This is a genomic window from Paraburkholderia sp. BR10141 (assembly GCF_056155635.1).
On record NZ_JBMIQH010000025.1, the window covers coordinates 80291 to 103116 of the forward strand.

At 66.9% G+C, this 22826-nt stretch carries 20 protein-coding genes; 11 read left to right on the plus strand and 9 right to left on the minus strand.

Annotated features, from left to right (window positions below; translation table 11 throughout):
• Positions 1–50 precede the first annotated feature (50 nt).
• Together ACOJB8_RS28985 and ACOJB8_RS28990 are read right to left on the minus strand one after the other, a co-directional pair.
• Positions 51–1835: a cobaltochelatase CobT-related protein gene (locus tag ACOJB8_RS28985; RefSeq protein WP_475015674.1), complete on the minus strand. Its 1785-nt coding sequence runs from the start codon at positions 1833–1835 to the stop codon at positions 51–53.
• Positions 1836–1849: 14 nt separating this feature from the next.
• Complete coding sequence (locus ACOJB8_RS28990) at positions 1850–3079, minus strand: AAA family ATPase (RefSeq protein WP_475015675.1); 1230 nt, start codon at positions 3077–3079, stop codon at positions 1850–1852.
• 167 nt (positions 3080–3246) lie between these two features.
• Here ACOJB8_RS28990 and ACOJB8_RS28995 point away from each other — a divergent pair, with 167 nt between their 5' ends.
• Entirely contained in the window at positions 3247–4059 is an 813-nt protein-coding gene (locus ACOJB8_RS28995) for an AraC family transcriptional regulator (protein ID WP_368606007.1), read from the plus strand.
• Between the two features lie 25 nt (positions 4060–4084).
• Here the strand turns inward: ACOJB8_RS28995 and ACOJB8_RS29000 are convergent, their stop codons facing one another.
• Entirely contained in the window at positions 4085–4306 is a 222-nt protein-coding gene (locus ACOJB8_RS29000) for a hypothetical protein (protein WP_069268616.1), read from the minus strand.
• A gap of 369 nt (positions 4307–4675) precedes the next feature.
• On the opposite strand from ACOJB8_RS29000, the gene ACOJB8_RS29005 reads away from it, so the two are divergent.
• From ACOJB8_RS29005 to ACOJB8_RS29020, 4 genes are read left to right on the plus strand one after another with little or no spacing between them, the layout of a single operon-like run.
• Positions 4676–5995 (plus strand): efflux RND transporter periplasmic adaptor subunit, encoded by a 1320-nt coding sequence (locus tag ACOJB8_RS29005; RefSeq protein WP_475015677.1) that lies wholly within the window; start codon positions 4676–4678, stop codon positions 5993–5995.
• Positions 5996–6013: 18 nt separating this feature from the next.
• A complete protein-coding gene (locus tag ACOJB8_RS29010) occupies positions 6014–9172 on the plus strand; it encodes an efflux RND transporter permease subunit (RefSeq protein ID WP_069268617.1) in 3159 nt (1052 codons plus the stop codon).
• Positions 9169–12483, plus strand: coding sequence for an efflux RND transporter permease subunit (locus tag ACOJB8_RS29015; RefSeq protein ID WP_069268618.1), 3315 nt, complete (start codon positions 9169–9171; stop codon positions 12481–12483). The genes ACOJB8_RS29010 and ACOJB8_RS29015 overlap by 4 nt, the downstream gene beginning before the upstream one ends.
• Positions 12484–12509: 26 nt before the next feature.
• Complete coding sequence (locus ACOJB8_RS29020) at positions 12510–14099, plus strand: efflux transporter outer membrane subunit (protein ID WP_475015705.1); 1590 nt, start codon at positions 12510–12512, stop codon at positions 14097–14099.
• A 15-nt stretch (positions 14100–14114) separates the two neighbouring features.
• Here the strand turns inward: ACOJB8_RS29020 and ACOJB8_RS29025 are convergent, their stop codons facing one another.
• Complete coding sequence (locus ACOJB8_RS29025) at positions 14115–14570, minus strand: PACE efflux transporter (RefSeq protein ID WP_342947430.1); 456 nt, start codon at positions 14568–14570, stop codon at positions 14115–14117.
• 88 nt (positions 14571–14658) lie between these two features.
• Positions 14659–15309, minus strand: coding sequence for an oxygen-insensitive NAD(P)H nitroreductase (gene nfsB, locus ACOJB8_RS29030; RefSeq protein ID WP_368606003.1), 651 nt, complete (start codon positions 15307–15309; stop codon positions 14659–14661).
• A gap of 184 nt (positions 15310–15493) precedes the next feature.
• Here nfsB and ACOJB8_RS29035 point away from each other — a divergent pair, with 184 nt between their 5' ends.
• The 5 genes from ACOJB8_RS29035 (at position 15494) to ACOJB8_RS29055 (ending at position 18824) form a co-directional block, all read left to right on the plus strand.
• Positions 15494–15913 (plus strand): secondary thiamine-phosphate synthase enzyme YjbQ, encoded by a 420-nt coding sequence (locus tag ACOJB8_RS29035; RefSeq protein ID WP_069268621.1) that lies wholly within the window; start codon positions 15494–15496, stop codon positions 15911–15913.
• Between the two features lie 86 nt (positions 15914–15999).
• Complete coding sequence (locus ACOJB8_RS29040) at positions 16000–16722, plus strand: dienelactone hydrolase family protein (RefSeq protein ID WP_069268622.1); 723 nt, start codon at positions 16000–16002, stop codon at positions 16720–16722.
• A gap of 126 nt (positions 16723–16848) precedes the next feature.
• Positions 16849–17622 carry a bestrophin-like domain gene (locus ACOJB8_RS29045; RefSeq protein ID WP_475015679.1) on the plus strand — a complete coding sequence of 258 codons (774 nt, stop codon included), beginning with the start codon at positions 16849–16851 and terminating at the stop codon, positions 17620–17622.
• Between the two features lie 46 nt (positions 17623–17668).
• A complete protein-coding gene (locus ACOJB8_RS29050) occupies positions 17669–17980 on the plus strand; it encodes a cupin domain-containing protein (RefSeq protein WP_368690567.1) in 312 nt (103 codons plus the stop codon).
• A gap of 139 nt (positions 17981–18119) precedes the next feature.
• The gene (locus ACOJB8_RS29055) at positions 18120–18824 is read left to right on the plus strand and encodes a glutathione S-transferase N-terminal domain-containing protein (protein ID WP_406953645.1); all 705 of its coding nucleotides are present in this window, start codon (positions 18120–18122) and stop codon (positions 18822–18824) included.
• A 15-nt stretch (positions 18825–18839) separates the two neighbouring features.
• On the opposite strand, the gene ACOJB8_RS29060 is transcribed toward ACOJB8_RS29055, so the two are convergent.
• Positions 18840–19535, minus strand: a complete 696-nt coding sequence (locus ACOJB8_RS29060; protein ID WP_368683507.1) for a DUF4410 domain-containing protein — start codon at positions 19533–19535, stop codon at positions 18840–18842.
• Between the two features lie 43 nt (positions 19536–19578).
• Positions 19579–20196: an HAD family hydrolase gene (locus ACOJB8_RS29065; RefSeq protein ID WP_342947426.1), complete on the minus strand. Its 618-nt coding sequence runs from the start codon at positions 20194–20196 to the stop codon at positions 19579–19581.
• Positions 20197–20351: 155 nt separating this feature from the next.
• Here ACOJB8_RS29065 and ACOJB8_RS29070 point away from each other — a divergent pair, with 155 nt between their 5' ends.
• Positions 20352–20612, plus strand: coding sequence for a hypothetical protein (locus ACOJB8_RS29070; RefSeq protein WP_069268628.1), 261 nt, complete (start codon positions 20352–20354; stop codon positions 20610–20612).
• Between the two features lie 18 nt (positions 20613–20630).
• Here the strand turns inward: ACOJB8_RS29070 and ACOJB8_RS29075 are convergent, their stop codons facing one another.
• Both ACOJB8_RS29075 and ACOJB8_RS29080 read right to left on the minus strand, forming a co-directional pair.
• Positions 20631–21593: a LysR family transcriptional regulator gene (locus tag ACOJB8_RS29075; RefSeq protein WP_069268629.1), complete on the minus strand. Its 963-nt coding sequence runs from the start codon at positions 21591–21593 to the stop codon at positions 20631–20633.
• 16 nt (positions 21594–21609) lie between these two features.
• On the minus strand, positions 21610–22689 hold the full coding sequence (locus ACOJB8_RS29080; RefSeq protein ID WP_475015681.1) for a tartrate dehydrogenase: 1080 nt from the start codon (positions 22687–22689) through the stop codon (positions 21610–21612).
• Positions 22690–22826: the final 137 nt, after the last annotated feature.

Below are 22826 nucleotides of genomic sequence, written 5' to 3' on the forward strand. Positions count from 1 at the left end.
AATGCGCCCAGTCCGGCAAGGAAAGCGCCGCAGCCGTTGCCCGCACCGTTTCAGCGCGGCCGGCCCCCGAGCAAGCGGCTCAACGTCGCAAACGCGGTGGCGGGCAGCTCGTGCAGCTTGCGCACGACCACGGCATCCGGATAGAACGCCTCGACGGCGTCGTCCAGTATGCCGATGCCGACCAGCTCGATGCCCTGCTCCCTGACCGCCTGCACCCGCGCGAGCAGGTCGCTGCGCAACACAGCCGGGTCGCCGTCGCTCGTCGAAGGATAGCCGTCCGAGAGAACCAAAAGCAGCCGACGGCGCGCCTTGCGCTGGGCGAGCCGCGCCGCCGCCCAGGCGAGCGCTTCGCCGTCGGGGTTCTCGTGGCCGCATTCGATGGCCGCGAGCCCGCTCAGGTCGCGTGAGTCGAAGCGCTTGAACACGCGCAGATCCAGCCGCTCGACAAAGCGGTTATAGCCCCGCAGATCGGCGCCGGCCGCGCGCTCGCGCTCATAGCGCGCGCGCAGTTCCGGCGCTTCGATCGAGCTGTAACCGAGCACTTCCGAATCGAAGGCGAGCTGCGTGAGCGCGTCGGCGAGCGCCGCCGCGCACAGGCGCGCCAACTCGATCTTGCGGCCCGCCATCGAGCCGCTCAGGTCGAGCAGCAGCGTGACGACCGTGTCGCGCCCGCTCGCATGACGCGCCACGCAAAACGGCGTGCGGTAGCCGCGCGAGGCGGCGAGACGCGCTAGCGCCGCGCGGTCGATCTCGCCGCGCTCCTGCTCGCGCTTCCAGTGCGTGAGTTCGTCGGCCTTGAGCACGCGCTCGAGCTGTGCCTTGAGCGCACCGGTCTCCGCGCGCGCCAGGGCGCGCAGCTTGCGCCACGCGGCGGGGTCGCCGCGGCCCGTGAGATCGGTGACGACGTCGTAAGCCGTGGTCAGCGGGATCGACAATCGTGGCCGCGTTGGCGCGGGGCTGCGATTCGTGGCGGCGGCGTGCGGCGCGTCCGCTTCGGAAAGCGTTGAGCCGGAGGCGGAGGCGGAATCGGACTCGGCGCTCGCGCGTGCCGACGCGCCGTCGTCACCCTGGCGGGCGTCATCGGGCTGCGCGGCGCCGCCCGGCGGTTCGACCTCGTCTTCCTCGCCGAATGCGTCCATCGCACGCGCGAGCCGCGCCGATTCGTCGTCGAGCCCTTCGGAAGGGCCCGCCGTCTGCATCATGTTGTTCGCGCCGCGCGACGCGAGCGAGCGCACGCCCGCCACGATCGCCGCGGCGGCGCTCAGGCTGGCGCGCGTCGACTGGCTCGCGCGGGCCGCGCCGAGCGGAGCGTCGATCGCGCGCAGCGCGGCGGCAAGCGCCGCGGCATCGCGCTCCAGCACGCCCGGCGCTTCGTCCCACAGCGTACGCTCGATTGCCCAGGCAAGGCGCTCGCGCCACGCCAGTTTCGACCAGTGCCGCGCGACTGCCTCGCCGCGCTGCGTACGCCAGCTTTGGGCGTAACGTTGCGCACCAGGAAACGCCCGCGCGAGCTGCGCGAGCACGCGACGGTCCTCGATCGCCTGCGCAATGCGCCCCGTCACGCCGGCTTGCGGCGTGTCGAGACGCGCCGCTTCGCTGTAGCGATGGCGCGCCGCCAGCAAATCGAGCGCGCCGAGCAGTGCGGCTTCATCCACGCCATCAGTCGCGAGACGCGCGGGCAGCACGAAACGTTCGCCTTCAATGCGCGGCTCGCCCGCACCGAACGTCACGCTCACGCGCGAGTCGCCGGTCAGCACCCGCGCGAGACGGCCGAGCGCGCCCGCGGGATCGGCGCTCGCCGTCAAACTATGTGTTGCGTCCTGCAAGCTGGCCACGAGCGCCTCCGCACTCACGCGTCGAAGATCACGTGATGCCGGATGACGCTGCGGATGAGCGCCGCATCGTCCGCGCTCACCTTCGCGTAGATTGCCGGCCCCGCCGCGCGCTCGACATCGCCGGTGCGCAGCATGAGTTCGGCCCAGTCGATCAGGCGACGCGTGGAGAACGCGCTCGCGAGATCCTCGCGGGCGAACGCGGCGCGGCAGTCGGCGGCGATGGCCGCGAGTGTGTGCGCGAGCGGCCGCGTGAGCGCAGGTAGCGTGCGCAGCAATACTTCGGTTTCCTCTTCAAGTGAAAGATAGTCGAACAGGTAGACGCGCCAGCGGTCGAGAAACGCCTCGTTGAGCAGATTCGCGCCCTGGTACAGATGTCGGTACGCGCTCATCGCGCCCGCGGCGTTCGCGGTGGCGATGAGACGGAACGACGGATGCGGCTCGACGATTTCGTTGCCGCGCTCCTTGAGCAGCAGGCGGCCGTTCGGTTCCAGCACGGCGGTGAGCACCGCCAGAATCGAAGGCTCGGCAAAGTCGAGTTCGTCGATGATGAGCCAGTAGCCCTCGCGCATCGCCACGGGCAGCACGCCGTCCACCCAGATCGTCTCGCCGCCCTTCACGGTCCAGAAGCCGACGAAGTCGCCAATGGTGGTCTGGCCGTTCATGTTCGCGCGCAGCACGCCGTAGTCCGCGCGCGCCGCCACCTGCTCGATGAAGCTCGTCTTGCCCGAACCCGTATGACCGATCAGCATGACGCGGCGATTTTCTACGATGTCCTGAACGATGTCGTCGCCGCGTTCGGTGAAGAGGTAGGCCGCGTTCACGCGCGGCACTAGCGCGTTCGGTTCCCCGCGCGGCAGGTCGACACTGCCGATGCGTACGGTGGGCGTGTGGACTTGCGGGCTGGCTTGAGTCGCTTTGGCGTCGCGCGCCACTTCGACGGCCCGCTGCAAGGCGGCGGCAAATGTGCTGCCCGCTTGTGTGGCTCGCGCTTCATCGGCGCGCTGAGCTTCGGAAACGAAGCCCTCGCGACGCCACTTGAGCAGCTTCGCTTCGAGATTGTCGAGATCGATTTCGGTGTCGATGTCGATGTCGACTTCACCGTCCTCGCCCTGGCCGTGCTCGATGCGGTACATGTGTGCGCGTTCCGAAGGCGTGACGCGCCACCATTCGCGCGCTCGGCCGGCGCCGCGTGTGTAGAGCCCGAGCGGGGCTTCGTCTTGTACTGCAGGATCGGTTGCGTTCATGGGCGGATAATGCAGGGCGCGGTCGGTCAATCGTCACATATTACCGATGCGCATCGCAGGGCGGCAATGCCACCGCCGTGCTTCCGACCCGCGCCCAACCATGCTAGCGTGGCGATCGCCATACGAGGCACGCACGCCACGCCCCACCTGTCACCCGGAGCCCCCCAATGCCCCAAGCCGCGCCGCCCGAACTCGACAACGAGCCCGGGCGCGGCCGTTCGCTAGCACGCCACTACCCGCGCGGCCTCCAGATCGAGCCGCACTCGCATACATGGGCGCAGGTGCTCTACGCCGTCTCCGGCGTGATGTGGGTCGAGGTAGAGCGCGAGGCGCTCGTCGTGCCGCCGCAGCGCGCCGTGTGGCTGCCTCCCGGCACGCAGCACGCCATCCACATGCTGAGCGCCGTCGAGATGCGCAATCTGTATCTGCACGAGCGCGACAGCCGGCACCTGAGCGAGCGGTGCGAAGTGTTCGAGGTCAACGGCCTGCTGCGCGAACTCATCACGAGCCTCGCGGAACGCGCGCGCGAAGACGACACCTGGCTCGACGCGGCCTATCGCCTCGCGTCGATCGAACTTGCCCACGCACCGCGCTCCACGCTGCGCATTCCGCTGCCCGACGCGTCCGACCGCCGCCTCGCCACGCTGTGCCGCGCGGTGATCGACAACCCATCGGCCGATATCGGCTTCGAACAACACTCGGCATGGGTGGGCGCGAGCGTACGCACGCTCTCGCGGCTCTTCACGCGCGAGCTTGGCATGGGGTTTGCGGAGTGGCGCCGCCAGGTGCAGCTCGCAGTCGCGGTATCGCGCCTGGCGCAAGGCGAGCCCGTGAGTGCCGTGGCGCGGACGCTGGGCTATCGACCCAGCAGCTTCAGCGACATGTTCCGCCGCGAACTGGGCGTGCCGCCCAGCGAGTTCCGGCCCGCCGGCACCCTTGGCGACACGGCGGGTTTCGCAGAGGAAAGCGCGGCGCAGTAATACGCGCGTAGACGCGTGGCGCGGCTCAATGCGGCGGCAGATCGCCCACTAGCGGAAACATGTCGGGCGTATAGCCCATATTGAAGTAACCGGCCCGTGCATAAGTAGCGATTCGCTCGAGATGCTCGGTTTCGCGCGACGCGTCGCGCAGTTCGGGCTCATCGGCTTGCGGCGTGGGCGGCGCCCGATTCGCCCGGCCGCGCCGCGTGAACCACGCCGGCACGGACAGTATCGACAGCTTCGACATTGCGGACTCCTTGCGAGGCGTTGACCCCTTCCAATCTAGACAGTCGGTGGCGCGCACGCAAACAAGCATTTCTGCGATGCATTGCACAGCGCGGCCCATGCTCAACGCTCAACCGATCCGCGCGCTGTAACCGCCCGAAAATCTTACAAATAACTAACGTTTCGAAATTGGCGCACGAGTTGGTTAGACTGCGAGTCTTAGCCTTCGCTGCATGGCGGGGCACGGCTTCGACGGCATAACAATCATGAGAATGCGTATGCAGCAACTCGACAGTCTCCGGCAGCAATTCGCGGCGCCCAAGCCGTTGAGTGCGCCGACATGGTTTCTCCGCACCGCCTCGCGCGGTGTTCCGATCTCCTGGAGGCAGGCATGAGCGACGTCCCGCAGACGCAACCCGCGCCCCAGCCGCCCCCGCCACCGCCACCCGCTCCGCCCCCGCGGGCACCGAAGCGCCGCCGGCTCGGCCCGATCATTCTCGCCATTCTCGTGATCGTGCTGATTGTGCTCGTGATCGTGCACATCATGCGCAACAAGAAGGCGGAGCATGGCGCGGCGCCGCAAGTCGTGACCGTGGCCGCCGCCACGCTCGGGCCCATGCCCGTGACGCTCAACGCGCTCGGCACCGTCACGCCTGTCGCGACTGTCACGGTTCTGCCGCAAATCAGCGGCTACCTCACCGAGGTGGGCTACAAGGAAGGCCAGGACGTCGTGAAGGGGCAGTTCCTCGCCCAGATCGACCCGCGCCAGTACGAGATCAGCAAGGAGCAGGCGCTCGCGCAGCTCGCCAAGGACCAGGCCTTGCTGGCACAGGCGCGCGCCGACCTCGCACGGTATACGCAGTTGAACGCAAAGCAGTCGATCGCCGCGCAGACCTACAGCGACCAGCAGTTCCTCGTCAAGCAGTACGAAGCCGCGGTGCAGGCCGACAAGGCGAACGTCAGGCTGTTCGAGCTCGACCTGATCTATTGCCGCATCACGGCGCCGGTGTCGGGACGCGTGGGCCTGCGGCTCGTCGATCCGGGCAACTATGTGACGTCGTCCAGCTCCACGGGCATTGCCGTCATCACGACCATCAAGCCCACCACCGTGCAGTTCGCCATCCCGCAAACCTCGCTAGGCAGCGTGCTCGAGCGCGTCAACGCCGGCGCGAAATTGCCGATCACCGTCTTCAGCAGCGACAACACCCGCCAGATCGCCACCGGCACGCTCTTCGCGCTCAGCAACCAGATGGCCACGGCCACCGGCACGGTCACGCTACGCGCGAGCGTGCCCAACGACAACGAGGCGCTCTTTCCCAACGAGTTCGTCAACGTGAGGCTGCTCGTCGACACGCTGCAGAACGCCGTACTCGTACCGACGCCCGCCGTGCAGACCGGCGCGCCAGGCGACTACGTGTACCTCGTGAACGCCGACAACACCGTGTCGGTTCACAAGGTCACGCTCGGCCCGAGCGACGGCCGCTACACGGTGATCTCCGCGGGCCTGCAGCAGGGTCAGCATGTCGTGACCGACGGCCTCGACCGCCTCAACGACGGCACGAAGATCCAGCCTGCGGGGCCGAGGCCCGCCACGCACGCAGGCGCGGCGAGTGCGCCGCACCATGGCAGCGCCCCGGGCGCGGCCAGCGAACCCGGCGCCACGGCGCCGAACGCCTCCGACGCGAGCGCCGCGGCCTCGCAAGCGCGTTGAGCCCCGGACCCAGCGCCGATGAATATTTCGCGTCTCTTCATCCTGCGGCCGGTCGCGACTTCGCTCCTGATGATCGCGATGGTGCTGATCGGCCTCGTCGCGATGAAGTTCCTGCCGGTTTCCTCGCTGCCCGCGGTGGACTATCCCACCATCCAGGTGCAGACCTTCTACCCGGGCGCGAGCCCGAACGTGATGGCGACCACGGTCACGGCGCCGCTCGAAGTGCAACTCGGCGAAATCCCGGGCCTGCAGCAGATGATCTCGTACAGCTCCGAGGGTGCCTCGATCATCACGCTGCAGTTCGACCTCTCGCTGAGCCTGGACGTGGCCGAGCAGAACGTCCAGCAGGCCATCAACGCGGCCAACAGCTTCCTGCCGAGCGGCCTGCCCGCGCCGCCGACCTACGCCAAGGTGAACCCGGCCGACCAGCCGATCCTCACGCTCGCGATCACGTCGAAGTCGATGTCGCTCACGCAGTTGCAGGACGCGGCCAACAACCGTCTCGCCACGAAGATTTCCGAAGTGCCGGGCGTGGGCCTCGTCACCACGGCGGGCGGCAACGTGCCCGCCGTGCGCGTCGAAGCCGACCCGCAGAAGCTGGCCGCCTACGGCCTGAATCTCGACGACCTGCGCACCCTGCTCGCCAACGTCAACGTGAGCAACCCGAAGGGCAATTTCGACGGCCCCGAACTGAACTACACGATCAATTCGAACGACCAGATCTCGGACCCGAAGGACTACGAAGACACCGTCATCGCCTATGAGAACGGCTCGCCCGTCTTCATGCGCGACGTGGCGCGCGTCTCAACGGCCGCGCAGGACGTGGAGCGCGGCGCCTGGTACAACAAGACGCCCGCCATCGTGCTGAACGTGCAGCGCCAGCCGGGCGCGAACGTGATCGCCACCGTCAACCAGATCATGCAGCAGTTGCCGCAGCTCGAAGCGGCGCTGCCCGCGGGCATGCAGGTCACGGTGGTGTCGAACAGCGTGGGCGTAATCCGCGCTTCGGTGAGCGACGCGGCCTTCGAACTCGTGCTCGCCGTTGCGCTCGTGGTGGCCGTGATCTTCGTGTTCCTGCGCAATCTGCCCGCCACCATCATTCCGAGCATCTCAGTGCCGGTCTCGCTGATCGGCACGCTCGCGATCATGTACGAGCTGGGCTATTCGATCGACAACCTCTCGCTCATGGCGCTCATCATCGCCACGGGCTTCGTGGTGGACGACTCGATCGTGATGATCGAAAACATCGTGCGCTACCTCGAGGAAGGCGACAAACCCTTGCAGGCGGCGTTAAAAGGCGCTGGCCAGATCGGTTTCACGATTCTTTCGCTGACGATCTCGCTCATCGCCGTGCTGATTCCACTGCTCTTCATGGGCGGCGTGATCGGACGCCTCTTCAGCGAATTCGCCGTCACGCTCGCGGTGACCATCGTGCTGTCGGCCGTCGTCTCGCTCACCGTCGTGCCGATGATGTGCGCGCGCATCCTGCGCGCCCAGGCCGAGCGCCACCCGAGCCGCTTCGAGCGCATCAGCGAAGGGCTTTTCAACAAGACGCTCAACGCCTACGAGCGCGGCCTGCGCTGGGTGCTCGACCATCAGACGCTCACGCTCGTCGTGTTCGTGGTGACGGTGGTGCTCACCGGGCTGCTTTACGTCGTGATTCCGAAGGGCCTGTTCCCGGTGCAGGACGTGGGCGTGCTGCAAGGCATCAGCGTGGCCGACAATTCCATCTCCTACCAGGCGATGGTGCGGCGCCAGTCTGCCCTGGCCGAGGAAATCCTCAAGGACCCCGATGTCGTTTCGCTCACCTCGTACGTGGGCATCGACGGCATCAACAACACGCTCAACAACGGGCGCTTCCTCATCAACCTGAAACCGCACGACGACCGCTCCGAAACCGCCGACGAAATCGGTCGGCGCATTCAGCAGTCGGTCGCGAAGGTCGCGGGCGTGCGCCTTTACATCCAGCCCGAGCAGGACCTCACGCTCGACACCACGGTCTCGCGCAACCAGTACAACTTCGTGCTGCGCGGGCCGAGCCAGGACGCGTTCGAGCAGTACGTGCCCGCGCTCATCGCACGCATGAAGCAGATCCCGTCGATCCGCGACGTCACGAGCGACCTCAACACGGATGGCCTTTCCGTGAATGTCGAAGTGAACCGCCAGCTCGCGGCGCGCTACGGCATCACGGCGGCGACCATCGACAACGCGCTCTACGATGCGCTGGGCCAGCGCATCGTTTCGACCATCTTCCAGCAGTCGGACCAGTACCGCGTGATTCTCGTGGCGAAGCCCGAGGCGCTCCCCACGGTCGAATCGCTCGGCGACCTCTATCTGCCGAGCCAGACGAGCAGCGAAGGCCAGGTGCCACTCAAGGGCATTGCGAAGATCAGCATCACGCGCTCGCCGCTCATGATCAGCCACCTCGCGCAGTTCCCTTCGGTCACGATCTCGTTCAATCTCGCCGATGGCGCGTCGCTCTCCGCCGCCGTGCGCGACGTGCGCAAAGCCGAGGCCGCCGTGAACCTGCCGCCTTCGATCACCTCGTCGTTCCAGGGCGCGGCGCAGGCGTTCGAGGATTCGCTTGCCAGCGAGGTGTATCTGCTGATCGCGGCGCTCGTGGCCGTGTATATCGTGCTGGGCGTGCTGTACGAGAGCTATGTGCACCCGGTCACGATTCTTTCTACGCTGCCTTCGGCCGGCATTGGCGCGCTGCTCGCGCTGATGATCGCAGGCAAGGACCTCGACGTGATCGGCATTATCGGCATCGTGCTGCTGATCGGCATCGTCAAGAAGAACGCCATCATGATGGTGGACTTCGCGCTCGAAGCCGAGCGCGTGCACGGCAAGCCGCCGCGCGAGGCGATTTTCGAAGCGTCGCTGCTGCGTTTCCGGCCGATTCTCATGACCACGCTCGCGGCCATGCTCGGCGCGCTGCCCATGCTGCTCGGCAGCGGCACGGGCTCGGAGCTGCGCCGTCCGCTGGGTCTTGCGATCATCGGCGGACTCACGCTTTCGCAGATGCTCACGCTGTTCACGACGCCCGTGATCTATCTGCTCTTCGACCGGCTGGCCGAACGCTTCGGCCGCAAGCGCAGGCCTGAAAGCCACGCGGACGGCGACGCGGGCGGCGGTCCCGGCAACGGCGCGCCACCCGCGCCCGAGGGCACGCCGTGAACCTCTCGGCGCTCTTCATCCGGCGGCCGGTCGCGACATCTCTCCTCGCGATCGCGATCCTCATTTCGGGGATGCTCGCCTTTTTCCGGCTGCCGGTCGCGCCGCTGCCCAACATCGCCTACCCCGTGATCGTGGTGCAGGCCAACATGGCAGGCGCGAGCCCGGACATCATGGCGTCCACGGTGGCCGAGCCGCTGGAGCGCCGGCTCGGCACCATCGCGGATGTCAGCCAGCTCACGTCGATCAGCAACACGGGCACGGCGATCATCGTGGTGGTGTTCGGCCTGAACCGCGACATCAACGGCGCGGCGCGCGACGTCGAAGCCGCCATCCAGGCCGCGCGCGCCGACTTGCCCACCACGCTGCGCAGCAACCCGACGTATCGCCAGTACAACCCCGCGAGCGCGCCGATCATGGTGCTCGCGCTCACCTCGGACACGCTCACCAAGGCTCAGCTGTACGACTCCGCCGATTCGGTCATCCAGCAGCAGCTCTCGCAAGTGGACGGCGTGGGCCAGATCACACTGGGCGGCGGCGCGCTGCCCTCGGTGCGCGTGGAGCTGGAGCCGGGCAAGCTCAACAGCTACGGCATCGGCCTCGAAGACGTACGCGCGTCGATCGGCGCGGCCAACGCGAACAGCGCGAAAGGCCATATCGACCAGGGCAACCAGCGCTACACGGTGACGTCGAACGATCAGATCAGCAAGGCCGCGCCGTTTCGCGACGTGGTGATCGCCTATCGCAACGGCTCGCCCGTGTTCCTGCGCGACGTGGCTTCCGTCATCGACTCGAACGAAAACATCCGCAACGCGGGCCTCTACAACGGCAAGTCGGCCGTGCTCGTGATCGTCTACCCGATGCCGGGCAGCAACGTCGTGAAGACAGTGCAGCAGATCCGCGATCGCCTGCCCTCCATCGAGGCCGCGCTGCCCGCCACGATCAAGGTGGATGTGGCGATCGACCGCTCCGAGTCCGTGCGCGCCTCCGTGGCCGACACCGAACGCACGCTCTTCATCGCCGTGCTGCTCGTAATCGGCGTGGTGTTCGTGTTCCTGCTCTCGCCGCGAGCCACGCTCATCCCCGCCGTGGCGCTGCCGCTTTCCATCGTGGGCACGTTCGGGCCCATGTACCTGCTCGGCTACAGCATCGACAATCTGTCGCTCATGGCGCTCACCATCGGCACAGGCTTCGTGGTGGACGACGCCGTGGTCGTGCTGGAGAACATCGTGCGCCACATCGAGGCCGGCATGGACCCGAAGGAAGCCGCGCTCAAAGGCGCGGGCGAAGTGGGCTTCACGGTGCTTTCCATGAGCCTTTCGCTCATCGCCGTGTTCCTGCCCATTCTGCTCATGCCCGGCATCGTGGGGCTGCTCTTTCATGAGTTCGCGATGACGCTTTCGATCGCGATCCTCATCTCGCTCGTGATCTCGCTCACGGTCACGCCCACCATGTGCGCCTACGTGCTCAAGCGCGAGGCGCTGCACAAGAAGCCCTCGCGCGCGGCCGTGTGGATCGACGCGCAGTTCGAGCGCTTCAAGCAGTTCTACTCGCGCACGCTCGACGTCGCGCTCGATCACGCGCGGCTCACGATCTTCATCCTGTTCGCGCTGCTGGTCGGCAATGTGTTTCTCGCGCGGCTGCTTTCCGGCACGTTCTTCCCCGAGCAGGACACCGGCATCCTGATCGGGCAGATCATCGCGGACCAGAGCATTTCGTTTACCGCGATGGAAAAAAAGCTCGCGCAGCTGCAGGCCATCGTGAAGGCCGATCCGGCGGTGCAATCGGTGGCGGGCTTCACGGGCGGCCGCGCGCTCAATTCGGCCACCGTGTTCGTCGAACTGAAACCGCTTAACGAACGTCGCCTGACAGCCACCGAGGTCGTGAACCGCCTGCGTCCCAAGCTCAATGGCGTTTCGGGCGCACGGCTTTTCATGCAGGCCCAGCAGGACCTGCAGATCGGCGGGCGGCAGTCGGCGGCCGAGTATCAGTACACGCTCACGAGCGACGACGCCGACGCGCTCTTCACCTGGGTGCCGCGTCTAGTGGACGAGCTGAACAAGCACCGCAGCCAGATGTCGGATGTGAACTCGGACCTGCAGCAAAATGGTCTGGAGGCCTACATGACGGTGCAGCGCACGACCGCCAAGCGCTACGGGTTCGACCCGAACCAGGTGGACAACGTGCTCTACGACGCCTTCGGCCAGCGCACCGTTTCGACCATCTACAACGCGATCAACCAGTACTTCGTCGTGATGGAAGTAGCGCCGCAGTACTGGCAGTTTCCACAGTCGTTCCAGGACATCTGGCTGAGCACGGCGGCGGGCAACGCGAGCGGCGCCGCGCAAACGCAGATGCCGTCGAGCGTCATCTCGGGCGTCACGCCCTTCACGGCCGTGACCACGGCCACCACGGCAAACGGCAACACCAACGAGCGCAACGCCAACGCGGTGGCCAATCAGCAGAACAACGCGATCGCCAACAGCAAGGGTGGCAGCTCCAGCGGCAGCGCGGACAGCACGGCCGCCGAAACCATGGTGCCGCTCATGGCGCTCATGGACTGGAAGACGCGCCATACGGCCACCCAGGTCAATCACCAGGGCACCGAAGTGGCGGGGACGATTTCGTTCAATCTGCCCAAGGGCGGCTCGCTTTCGGAGGCTGGCACGATCATCGAGCAGGCCGAGCGCAACATCGGCATGCCGGCCTCCATCCACGGCGCGTTCGCGGGTGCGGCGCAGGCCTACGCACAGTCCATGGGCGTCGTGCCGCTGCTCATTCTCGCCGCGCTCGCCGTGGTGTATATCGTGCTGGGCGTGCTGTACGAAAACACCATCCACCCGCTCACGATCCTCTCCACCCTGCCTTCGGCCGGCATCGGCGCGATTCTCGCCATGCTGATCTTCGGCACGCCGTTCTCGGTGATCGCGATGATCGGCATCATCCTGCTCATCGGCATCGTGAAGAAAAACGGCATCATGATGGTCGACGTCGCCATCCAGTTGCAGCGCAACGAGGGCATGGAGGCGCGGCGCGCGATTCACGAAGCCGCCGTGGTGCGCCTGCGACCGATCATGATGACGACCTTCGCGGCCGTGCTCGGCGCGCTGCCGCTCGCCATCGGCATTGGCCAGGGCGCTTCGCTGCGCCAGCCGCTCGGCGTGACGGTGATGGGCGGCCTGCTCCTGAGCCAGGTCTTTACCCTGTACACCACGCCGGTGATTTACCTGTTCCTCGACCGCGTGCGCGCACGCCTCGCGCGCTGGGCCGCGCGCCTGCCGTGGAATCGCCAGGCCGATGAGAGCGCATCATGATGAAAACCCGCCTTAATCCATCGCTCATGCGAATGCTGATCCCCGCCGCCGCAAGCGCTGCCACGCGCGCGCAGGCGCTCGCGCCCCTCACCGTAGCGCTGCTGCTCGCAGGCTGCATGGTCGGGCCGGACTACCACCGCCCGCAGGTCACCGTGCCCGCCACGTGGAAAGAGCTGCCCGGCTGGACCCAGGCCGAGCCCGAAGCCGCCCAGGGCCCCAAGGGCGAATGGTGGACCGCCTTCCAGGACCCGCTGCTCGACGAACTGGAACCGCTCGTCCAGGTCTCGAACCAGACCGTGCGGCAGAGCTACGCGAACTACCAGCAAGCGCTCGCCGAAGTGCGTGTCGCGCGTGCGAGCCTCTTCCCGACCATCGGCATTACCGGCTCGCTCGCGCGCGAGCGCTCCTCCACCGGCACGCTCAGCAGCGTGAGCAGCATCACGTCCACGCCGAGCGGCGCGCGTATCGTCAACGGCGGCACGCTCGAAGCGAACGCGAGCTGGGACATCGACCTCTGGGGCCAGGTGCGCCGCCAGATCGAGGAACAGTCGGCCACGGCGCAGGCAAGCGAGGCGACACTGGCGAACGCTACGCTCTCCGAACAAATTGCGCTGGCGAACGCCGTGATCGATCTGCGCATCACCGATGCCGATATCGACCTGCTCACGCATACCGTGCAGGCGTACTCGGACTTCCTGCGCGTGGTGACCAACCAGGACCAGGCGGGCACCGTGCCGCCGTCCGACCTGATCTCCGCGCGCACGCAGCTCGAATCCGCGCGTGCGAGCCTGATCGCCCTGGGCGTGGCGCGCGCGCAAAACGAGCACGCCATCGCGGTGCTCGTGGGCCGCAACCCCGAAGAGGTCGATATCCCGCACAGCACTCAGCTTCCCGCGCTGCCCGCCATTCCCGCCGGCGTGCCCTCCACGCTGCTGCAGCGGCGGCCCGACATTGCGACCGCCGAACGCCAGATGGCGTCGGCCAACGCGGCGATCGGCGTGGCGGTGGCTGCGTACTATCCGACGATCTCGCTCACTGCGCTCGACGGCTTCACGCAGTCGCCGCTTTCGGGCCTGCTGCACATGAGCAACTATGTGTGGTCGCTCGGCGCGAGCGCGACCCAGACGATCTTCGACGGCGGCCAGCGCAGCGGCCAGGTGGCGGCCGCGCGTGCGAGCTACGACGCGGCGGTGGCGAACTATCGCGGCACGGTGCTGACGGCGTTCCAGGGGGTGGAGAACGATCTCTCGGGGCTGCGCATCCTCGCGCAGCAGGCCGACGTGCTCGATACCGCCGTGCGCGACGCCATCCGCGGCGCGCAGATCGCGCAAAACGAATACGAGGCGGGCACCGTGGACTACACGACAGTGGCCACGGCCCTGGCTACACAGGTGACCAATCAGCAGAGCGCGCTCAACGTGCATCAGCAGCGGCTGCTCGATACGGCTTCGCTGATCGGCGACCTGGGCGGCGGCTGGTCCGGGCAGCTGCACGATGCGCAGCATCCGGCGCGTGCGGTGGCGCCGGCTTCCGACGCCGCGGCGGCGGGCGCGAGCGCAAGCGGTCCGGCAAACGTGGAAGCGAGCAGGACGCAGGGCGCCGCTGCGAGCCCCTGACCGGGCGACCCTGCGCTACGCGCGCGGCTCGCGTTCCGAAGCCGTCGTCACCGGCATGGCGGAGGCCGGCAGGCCGAACACGGCATCGAAAATCAGGTTATAGACGTAGTTGTAGACGAGAAAGAACATCGAGAGGCCGATATCCATCGCGAACGCCTCGATCAACGTCACGTGCAGCGTGAGCGCGATCATCGGCACGAGGAACACCACGAGGCCGCCCTCGAAGCCGACCGCATGCGCAATACGGCGCGCGACACTGCGGCCGCGTTTCGTCTGGCGCGCTTCCCAGCGCTCGAACAGCAGGTTGAAGACGAAGTTCCAGCCCACCGCGATCAGCGATGAAAACACCGCCGCCGCGCCCGCGCGGTCCATGCCGCTGCCCGAGAGCGAGGCGAAGCTCGTGCTGGTAATCAGGATCGCGATGCCTTCGAACAGCGTGACGTACACGATCCGGCGTTTGATACCCTGCATGGACCCATGCTCCTGATGCGGCTCCCGCGTGGCTTCGGGCCGCGTCAATCGCCGCACCGGCTGCGAGCGCGGCGAAACCCTGCGCGAATCAACCGAGATCGGTGAATACCGAAGCTGCGGACAAACGCGACTTCGGCAGCTTCGCGTTGAAGTCGTCGGCGCTGCGGTAGCCGAGGCCGACCACCACCAAAGCGGTGAGGCCCTGCTCGCGCAGGCCCAGTTCCTCGTCGAGCGCTTTCGCGTCGAAGCCTTCCATCGGGCAGGCGTCGATTTCGAGCGTCGACGCGCCGATCAGCAGCGTGCCGAGCGCGAGATACGCCTGCTTTTCCATCCAGGCCGGCAGGTCGTTGCGCTCGCGATGCAGGTTCACATAGAACGCGCGCGTCTTTTCCTGACCCGCCTTCGCCTCGGCATTGGCGAAGCGGCCGTCCGCTTCTTCCTGCGCGAGCACTTCGGCGAGGTGCGCTTCGTCCATGTCGGTGCGCACGCACAGCACTACGACGTGCGAGGCGCGCGTGACCTTCGGCTCGTTGTACGCGAAACCTTCCATGCCCTTGGCGATACGCGCACGCGCCGCGTCGCTTTCGGCCACCACGAAATGCCACGGCTGCGAATTGACCGACGAGGGACTGAAGCGGATCAGCTCCTTGAGTTCGTCGATGACGGCCGCGGGAATCTTGCGGACTGGGTCGAACGCCTTGGTGGCGTGGCGGGCTTTCGCGAAGCGGGTGAGATTCAAGCGGTTTTCTCCTTCGTATGCGGTCGGCCGGGGCAGTACCCGGCAAGGGCGACATCGTACCAGCATCGTGTGCCGGCCGCGGGGGCGGTCTGCGCGCCCGGCGCGCCTGCGCTATGCTTGAAGGCTGAAATCGCCGCAGCGGCCGCTCAGCAGCCATGCGCCGCCAGCAAGGAGAATACCGATCATGCGCCAGGCCATCCATCATCTGCCGGTGAGCACGCGCACGCGCGGGCTCGTCGAGATCAGCCAGGAGGTGCGCGCGTTCGTGCGCGAACAGCGCATCGCCACCGGCTTGCTCACCCTCTTTTGCCGCCACACTTCAGCGTCGCTCGTCATCCAGGAAAACGCCGATCCTTCGGTGCGCCGCGATATCGAACGCTACTTCGAGCAGCTCGCGCCCGAAGATCCCCAGCGCTACGAGCACGACACCGAAGGCCCCGACGACATGCCCGCGCATTTGCGCACGGCGCTCACGCACACGCAGCTCTGCATCCCGGTCGAGCACGGCAATCCCGTGCTGGGCACGTGGCAGGGCATCTATGTGTTCGAGCATCGGCGCGCGGCGCACACGCGCGATATCGTGCTGCATCTGATCGGCGAATGAGCAGGTCAGGCGCAGACACGCAAATCCCGTACGCAAGCGCTATGCTTGCGTCTTTCGTTCAACCGACTCACCGAGGGTTGCCCCAAATGAAACAGTCCGCCGGATCCATGATTTCCTTCACCCGCCCTGACGGCCAGTCGCTCCAGGGTTATCTCGCCAAACCGGAGAAGACCGAAGGCGCGCCCGCCATCGTCGTGATCCAGGAATGGTGGGGCTTGAACGACCAGATCCGCGGCGTGGCCGACCGGCTCGCGCAAGCTGGCTACTTCGCGCTCGTGCCCGACCTCTATCGCGGCAAGAGCACGGTCGAACAGGAAGAGGCCCACCATCTGATGACGGGCCTCGACTTCGCGGATGCCGCCTCGCAGGACGTGTATGGCGCGGTCAACTATCTGAAGACGCTCACGGACCGTGTGAGCGTGACGGGCTACTGCATGGGCGGCGCGCTCACGCTGCTCGCGGCCACCATGGTGCCGGGCCTTGCGAGCGCCGTGGTGTGGTATGGCTTCCCGCCGCTCGAATACATCGACGCGAGCAAGATCACGGCGCCCATCCTCGGCCACTTTGCAACCCAGGACCAGGCGTTCAGCATCGAAACCGTCGCGGAACTCGAAACGAAGCTCAAGGGCGCCAACGTCGACGTCGAGTTCCATCGCTATCTCGCCCACCACGCGTTTGCGAACGAGACCGCCGTGGGCCCGAACCGCATCCCCATCACGCAGTACGATCCGGTCTGGGCGCAGCTCGCGTGGGACCGCTCGCTGACGTTCTGGGGCCGCACGATGTGGCCGCAGCGCACGGCGCGCTAAAGCACCGGCAGCGGCCCGCGCCGCCGCGCGGAACTGTCGTAGAATCGGCGTCGCCCCGCCTCGCGCGGGCGACGCCGATTTGCATTGCAGCGCCTTCGTCCCTCTCACGCTTTTCGCGGAGACTCCATGACGCCGCTCATCCTCCAGCGCCCCGCGCTGCTGTTCATCGTGCTGATCCTGGTGCTGCCGCTTGCCGCCGCACTCGGCGCAAACATGCTGCACCGCTACTTCCCGCTCGCCGAGGAGGCGCGCGAGAACTACAAGATCGTGCAGGGCGCGACGCTCACGCTGCTCGCGCTCCTGATCGGCTTCACGCTCTCGATGGCCGTGAGCCGCTACGACCAGCGCAAGAACCTGGAGGAAGAGGAAGCCAACGCGATCGGCACGGAGTATCTGCGCGCCGAGCTGCTTGGCGGCGAGGCGGCTGCCCAGACCAAGGCGCTGCTTGCGCGCTATCTTCAGGCGCGCATCCACTTCTACGTCGTGCACGAGCCCGGCGCACTCGATCAGATCAACCGCGACACCGGCGAGCTTCAGACGCAACTCTGGGCGAGCGTGCGCGATCCCGCGAAGGCGCAGCCGAATCCGGTGATGGCGCTGGTGGTCTCCGGCATGAACGACGTCATCAACACCCAGGGCTACACGCAGGCCGCGTGGATCAACCGCATTCCCGTCGCCGCGTGGGTGCTGATGATCAGCATCGCCATCTTCAGCAACCTGATGCAGGGCTACGGCGCGCACGGCCAGGTCGGCCGGCGGGTGCTGCTGCTCATCCTGCCCGTCACGGTGACGCTGTCGCTCACGCTCATCGCCGATATCGACAGCCCGCGCGGCGGCCTCATTCGCGTCGCGCCGCTCAATCTGATGAGTCTTGCGCAGTCCATGCCTGCCAATCCCTGACCCCCGCTCCGCGGCGCCGCACGATCACACCCAAGGCCGTACCACCATGAAAGTCATCCGCTCGAAAACCTTCACCGCCACCCGCCCGTGGGGCGCGCTCGACATCGCCAACATGAACGGCACCACCGTGCGCCTGCACTGGACCGACCAGCCGTACAAATGGCACGTCAACGACGGCGAGGAAGTGTTCGCCGTGCTCGACGGCGTGGTCGACATGCATTACCGCGAAGATGGCGCGGAGCAGGTCGCGGTGCTCGAAGCCGGCGACGTGTTCTTCGCGGGCGTGGGCTGCGAGCACGTCGCGCATCCGCGCGGCGAGGCGCGCATTCTCGTGGTCGAGCGCGAAGGCAGCGTGTAAGCCGCGTCTTGCGGCGAAAAGACGGTATGCGCCATTTCCACTAAACTTGGCGGCCTGACTCCACTCCCGCCTGTCGATCAGGCCGCGGCGCGCCTTGCACGGCAAGCGCCGCGCCGTTGAAGGCCTTCAAGGACGCCGCATGAACGACCTTTCCGCATTTCCCATCACCCGCAAGTGGCCAGCGCTTCACCCCGATCGCATCCAGCTCTATTCGCTGCCCACGCCCAATGGCGTCAAGGTCTCGATCATGCTGGAGGAAAGCGGCCTGCCTTATGAGCCGCATCTCGTGCGCTTCGACGCGAATGACCAGATGTCGCCGGAATTCCTCTCGCTGAACCCCAACAACAAGATTCCCGCGATCCTCGATCCCGACGGCCCGGGCGGCGAACCGCTCGCGCTGTTCGAATCGGGCGCGATCCTCATCTATCTCGCCGACAAGAGCGGCCGTTTTCTCGCCCGTGAAGGCGCGGCGCGCTACGAGACGATCCAGTGGGTCATGTTCCAGATGGGCGGCATCGGGCCGATGTTCGGCCAGGTGGGCTTCTTCCACAAGTTCGCGGGCAAGGAGTACGAGGACAAGCGTCCGCGCGACCGCTACGTCGCCGAGTCGCGGCGTCTGCTCGCCGTGCTCGACCAGCGCCTCGAGGGGCGCAAGTGGATCATGGGCGACGAGTACACCATCGCCGACATCGCCACGTTTGGTTGGGTGCGCAACCTCGTTGGCTTCTACGAGGCCGGCGACCTCGTCGGTTACGCCGATTTCAGGAACGTCGCGCGCGCGCTCGGAGCATTCGTCGCTCGTCCGGCGGTCGAGCGCGGGCTCAACATTCCGCCGCGCGGCTAAGGCGCGCCCACGGCGTCATTGCGGCGCCGCTTTCACGCGCGCCGCAACCGAGTCGGCCACTTCGGCCGCCGCACGGTCCACGTTCTTGCGGTCATCCGCGCGCGCGAGCACGAATTTGGCCGCCGCCACGTACGGATTGAGCGCGATGGCCGCGCCGGCGCCCGGCTTCGCATGGCTCGACTGGCTGTCGATCACCTGATAAAGCGGCTGCGGCGCCTGGGTGGCCAGGTTGTCCACGGCCACCGCCAGTTCGATCTGGCTCGCGCCCGAGCCGAACCCCACCACCGCGCGCCGCATGCTGTTGCCTTCGTCCACGCTCAGGAAGACGCCGCGCACGAGCCAGCCCTGCGCGGGTAGCGGCGTGCCGCTGGGCAGGCGGCGTGCGTCGAGGCCCTTCTCGCGCAGGTCGTTCACCAGCGCATCGGCCATTTTCGTGACGACCTGATCGGCCTGCTGCTGCGGGTCGCGGTGGCGCAACAGCGGTCGTGGCAGCAAGCCGCCCATGTGCTCGCGCGCATTCTCCACAGGATTCGAATCCTGCTTGACGTTGGCCGCGTCGAGTTCGAAGTCCGTCACGTAGACGAGCGGCGCGCCCGGTTGTTGAGCCGCGGCGAGCGGCGCGAACGCGCACAGGCAGAGCGTCGCGACCCGCTTCCAGTTCCATTGCATCTTCATCGCAAGCTCCCGTACGTTCGCCAGCCATCCATTCATTCATGCATTCATTCACGCCGTGGGCGCCCGTGCGGCACGGCCATCAAGCGTCGATCAGCCCGAGCCGCGCCAGGTCGCTCGCGAGCGATTCGGTTTCGACGAAGTGGCATGCCTGCAACCCCGCGTCGAGCGCGCCCGTGACGTTCGCTTCGCTGTCGTCGATGAAGAGCGTTTCCTGGGGCTGCGCGCCGAGCTGTGCAACGCAGCCCAGGTAGGTCTGCGCGGCCGGCTTGACCGCGCCGAACGTCGCCGACGAATAGACCTGTGAACCGAAAAGCCGCGCAACGGGCGGATTCAGATAGTCGAGGTGATGCGTGACGAGCGAGCAATTGTTGGTCAACACGGCGATGCGGCAACGCGCGGCCACACGCTGCGCCAGCACGAGCGCCGCCTCGTTCGGCGTGATCGACGCGCGCCTCGCCGCGAGCCACACGTCGCGGCCCACCTCGCAGCCGAGCATTGCGCCCAGTGCGCGCAGATAAGCGTCGGGGTCGATTTCGCCCGCGTCGGCGCGCGCTTCGAGACCCGAGCCCCAGATCGCGTGACGCACCGCTGCAGGCGGCGCGCCGGTGGCGGCCGCGAGGCTCGCCACGCGCGCGTCGCGATCGTAGTGGGACAGCACGCCTTCCATGTCGAACAGGACTACGCCGATCGCCGCCATCTGCCGCTCCCGCCACGATATTTCGCACTGCTGTCCCGCCACATCCGCAGCCGATCATACCGCCGGCCGGCGCCAGGCGGCGCACGAATGGCACTCGTGAGGCACGCTGATCGCGCCCCTAAAACCACCCATCGATTTTGGGTAAACTGGGACGCATGGACACCTGCCGTTACTGCGGAAAACTGCGCGACGAATGGGATTGCCACGGGCCAGCGTGCCGCCAGGCGATCGCGCAGGCGCTGCACCGCCAGCGCAAGGGACTGCCGATGGTCGCGAACGTGATCCGCAACGAAATCCCCGCCGACGCCACCACCGGCCAGATCATCACCGTGCTTTCGCGCCAGCGCCAGCGTGCGAGGCGCGGCAACGAGGAACGACGCGAGCGCAAGGCGCTCGATCTCCCCGAGAGCGAGTAAGGCTCCCGCCGAACCCGGTCAGCGCCCGCTCTCGTCCTCGTTTGCCGGTGCCGCAATGCCGATGCGCGCGAACGTTTCCTCCAGATGATTGACGCACACGCGGACCTTCGCGGACTGCGCGAGGCGCGCCGGGTACACGGCCCAGACATTGGCCGGCTGCGTGACGCCGGGCAGCACGCGCTGCAGGCGCCCGCTCTCCAGCAATGGCGCGACATCCCACATCGAGCGCAGCACGATGCCGCGGCCCGCCAGCGCCCACTGCACGGCCACCTCGCCGTGATTGGTCGAGAGCGGCCCGGCTACCTTCACCGAAACCGTCTCGCCATGCCTGGTCAGGCGCCAAACGCCGAACGGATGATCGCGCTCCTTGATCGCGAGACACGCGTGTTCGGCGAGATCGGCGACCTCCTGTGGCGCGCCGCGCCGCGCAAGATACGCGGGCGCTGCGCAAAGCACGCGATAGTTCGTGGCGAGACGGCGCGCGATCAGATGGCCGGCGATCTCGTCGCCGATACGCACGTCGAGATCGAAACCCTCGCCCGCCACGTCGACGAGCCGGTCGAACAGTTCGAGGCGCACGCTCAGTTGCGGATACCGCTCGGAAAGCCCGGCGAGCGCGGGCGCGACGAAGTTGCGGCCAAAGCCGAAGCTGCTCGACACGCGCAGCGTGCCGCGCGGAATGCGCCGCGTGGTGGAGACGTCGTCCACGAGGCGCTCGACGTCGTCGAGGATCTTGCCCGCCGACGCATAGACGCGCTCGCCCGCCTCGGTCATCGCGACGCGCCGCGTCGAGCGGTGCAACAGGCGCGTGCCGAGACGCGCCTCGAGCACGCCCACGCGCTTGCTCACATAGGCCGGCGACGCCGCAAGCGCTTCGGCCGCCGCGGTGAAGCTCGCTTTGCGCGCGACCATGCAGAACACGCGCAGGTCGTCGAGCTCCGGCGACGCGACAGATTTCGGCGCTTTCGGTGCGTCCGGCATAGGCGTCACCGCGGCGTCACAGCGCGGCGGCTACCGCTTCGCCCAGCGCAGTCGTGTTCGCCGTGCCGCCCATGTCGGGCGTGCGCGGGCCTTCCACCAGCACCTTCTCGATGGCCTGCATGATCGCGTCGTGCGCGGCCTTGTATTGCGCGTCGCCGTTGCCAAGGAAGTCGAGCATCATCGCGCCCGACCAGATCATCGCGATGGGGTTGGCGATCTGCTTGCCGAAGATGTCGGGCGCCGAGCCGTGCACCGGCTCGAACAGCGAGGGAAACTTGCGCTCGGGATTCAGATTGGCCGAAGCCGCCAGACCGATCGTGCCCGTGCATGCGGGGCCGAGGTCCGAAAGGATGTCGCCGAAGAGGTTCGAGGCGACGACCACGTCGAAGCGGTCCGGCTGCAGCACGAAACGCGCGCACAGAATGTCGATGTGCTGCTTGTCCCACTTCACGTCGGGATACGCCTCGCCCATCGCCGCCACGCGCTCGTCCCAGTACGGCATGCTGATCGAGATGCCGTTCGATTTGGTGGCTGCCGTGAGTTTCTTGCGGCCGCGCTCGTTCGCGAGTTCGAACGCGTACTTGAGAATGCGGTCCACGCCGTGGCGCGTGAACACCGACTCCTGCAGCACGAACTCGCGCTCGGTGCCTTCGAACATCTTGCCGCCCACCGAGCTGTACTCGCCCTCGGTGTTCTCGCGCACGACGAGAAAGTCGATGTCGCCGGGCTTGCGGTTGGCGAGCGGACACGGCACGCCGGGCAGCAGACGCACCGGGCGCAGGTTGACGTACTGGTCGAACTCGCGGCGGAACTTCAGCAGCGAGCCCCACAGGGAAATGTGATCGGGCACCTTGTCGGGCCAGCCGACCGCGCCGAAATAGATCGCGTCGAAGCCCTTGAGCGTGGCGAACCAGTCGTCGGGCATCATCTTGCCGTGCTGCAGGTAGTAGTCGCAGCTTGCCCAGTCGAAATGGCTGATTTCGAGGTTCAGGCCGAACTTCGCGGCCGCCGCCTCGACCACGCGCACGCCCTCGGGCATCACTTCCTGGCCGATACCGTCGCCGGCGATGGCGGCGATCTTGAATGTCTTGCTCATGTCGCGTTCTCCGTTTCTGTGCTGATGCGCCAGCATGCCCGAAAAACCGCCGGCAACCAGCCCCGCAGGCGTGGACAGATTCAACACGAAACGTGAATAATCGCACGAGGGCGCGCTACCGTCCATGGATACGCCAT

Excerpts from the sequence above, each read along its gene's own strand:
- ACOJB8_RS29065 (WP_342947426.1), bottom strand. The coding sequence starts at position 20,196 with ATGGCGGCGATCGGCGTAGTCCTGTTCGACATGGAAGGCGTGCTGTCC.
- ACOJB8_RS29010 (WP_069268617.1), top strand. The coding sequence starts at position 6,014 with ATGAATATTTCGCGTCTCTTCATCCTGCGGCCGGTCGCGACTTCGCTC.
- ACOJB8_RS29070 (WP_069268628.1), top strand. The coding sequence starts at position 20,352 with ATGGACACCTGCCGTTACTGCGGAAAACTGCGCGACGAATGGGATTGC.
- ACOJB8_RS29040 (WP_069268622.1), top strand. The coding sequence starts at position 16,000 with ATGAAACAGTCCGCCGGATCCATGATTTCCTTCACCCGCCCTGACGGC.
- ACOJB8_RS28995 (WP_368606007.1), top strand. The coding sequence starts at position 3,247 with ATGCCCCAAGCCGCGCCGCCCGAACTCGACAACGAGCCCGGGCGCGGC.
- ACOJB8_RS29055 (WP_406953645.1), top strand. The coding sequence starts at position 18,120 with ATGAACGACCTTTCCGCATTTCCCATCACCCGCAAGTGGCCAGCGCTT.
- ACOJB8_RS29005 (WP_475015677.1), top strand. The coding sequence starts at position 4,676 with ATGAGCGACGTCCCGCAGACGCAACCCGCGCCCCAGCCGCCCCCGCCA.
- ACOJB8_RS29035 (WP_069268621.1), top strand. The coding sequence starts at position 15,494 with ATGCGCCAGGCCATCCATCATCTGCCGGTGAGCACGCGCACGCGCGGG.
- ACOJB8_RS29020 (WP_475015705.1), top strand. The coding sequence starts at position 12,510 with ATGCGAATGCTGATCCCCGCCGCCGCAAGCGCTGCCACGCGCGCGCAG.
- ACOJB8_RS29080 (WP_475015681.1), bottom strand. The coding sequence starts at position 22,689 with ATGAGCAAGACATTCAAGATCGCCGCCATCGCCGGCGACGGTATCGGC.
- ACOJB8_RS29045 (WP_475015679.1), top strand. The coding sequence starts at position 16,849 with ATGACGCCGCTCATCCTCCAGCGCCCCGCGCTGCTGTTCATCGTGCTG.
- ACOJB8_RS29025 (WP_342947430.1), bottom strand. The coding sequence starts at position 14,570 with ATGCAGGGTATCAAACGCCGGATCGTGTACGTCACGCTGTTCGAAGGC.
- ACOJB8_RS29075 (WP_069268629.1), bottom strand. The coding sequence starts at position 21,593 with ATGCCGGACGCACCGAAAGCGCCGAAATCTGTCGCGTCGCCGGAGCTC.
- ACOJB8_RS29000 (WP_069268616.1), bottom strand. The coding sequence starts at position 4,306 with ATGTCGAAGCTGTCGATACTGTCCGTGCCGGCGTGGTTCACGCGGCGC.
- ACOJB8_RS29060 (WP_368683507.1), bottom strand. The coding sequence starts at position 19,535 with ATGAATGGATGGCTGGCGAACGTACGGGAGCTTGCGATGAAGATGCAA.
- ACOJB8_RS28990 (WP_475015675.1), bottom strand. The coding sequence starts at position 3,079 with ATGAACGCAACCGATCCTGCAGTACAAGACGAAGCCCCGCTCGGGCTC.
- ACOJB8_RS29050 (WP_368690567.1), top strand. The coding sequence starts at position 17,669 with ATGAAAGTCATCCGCTCGAAAACCTTCACCGCCACCCGCCCGTGGGGC.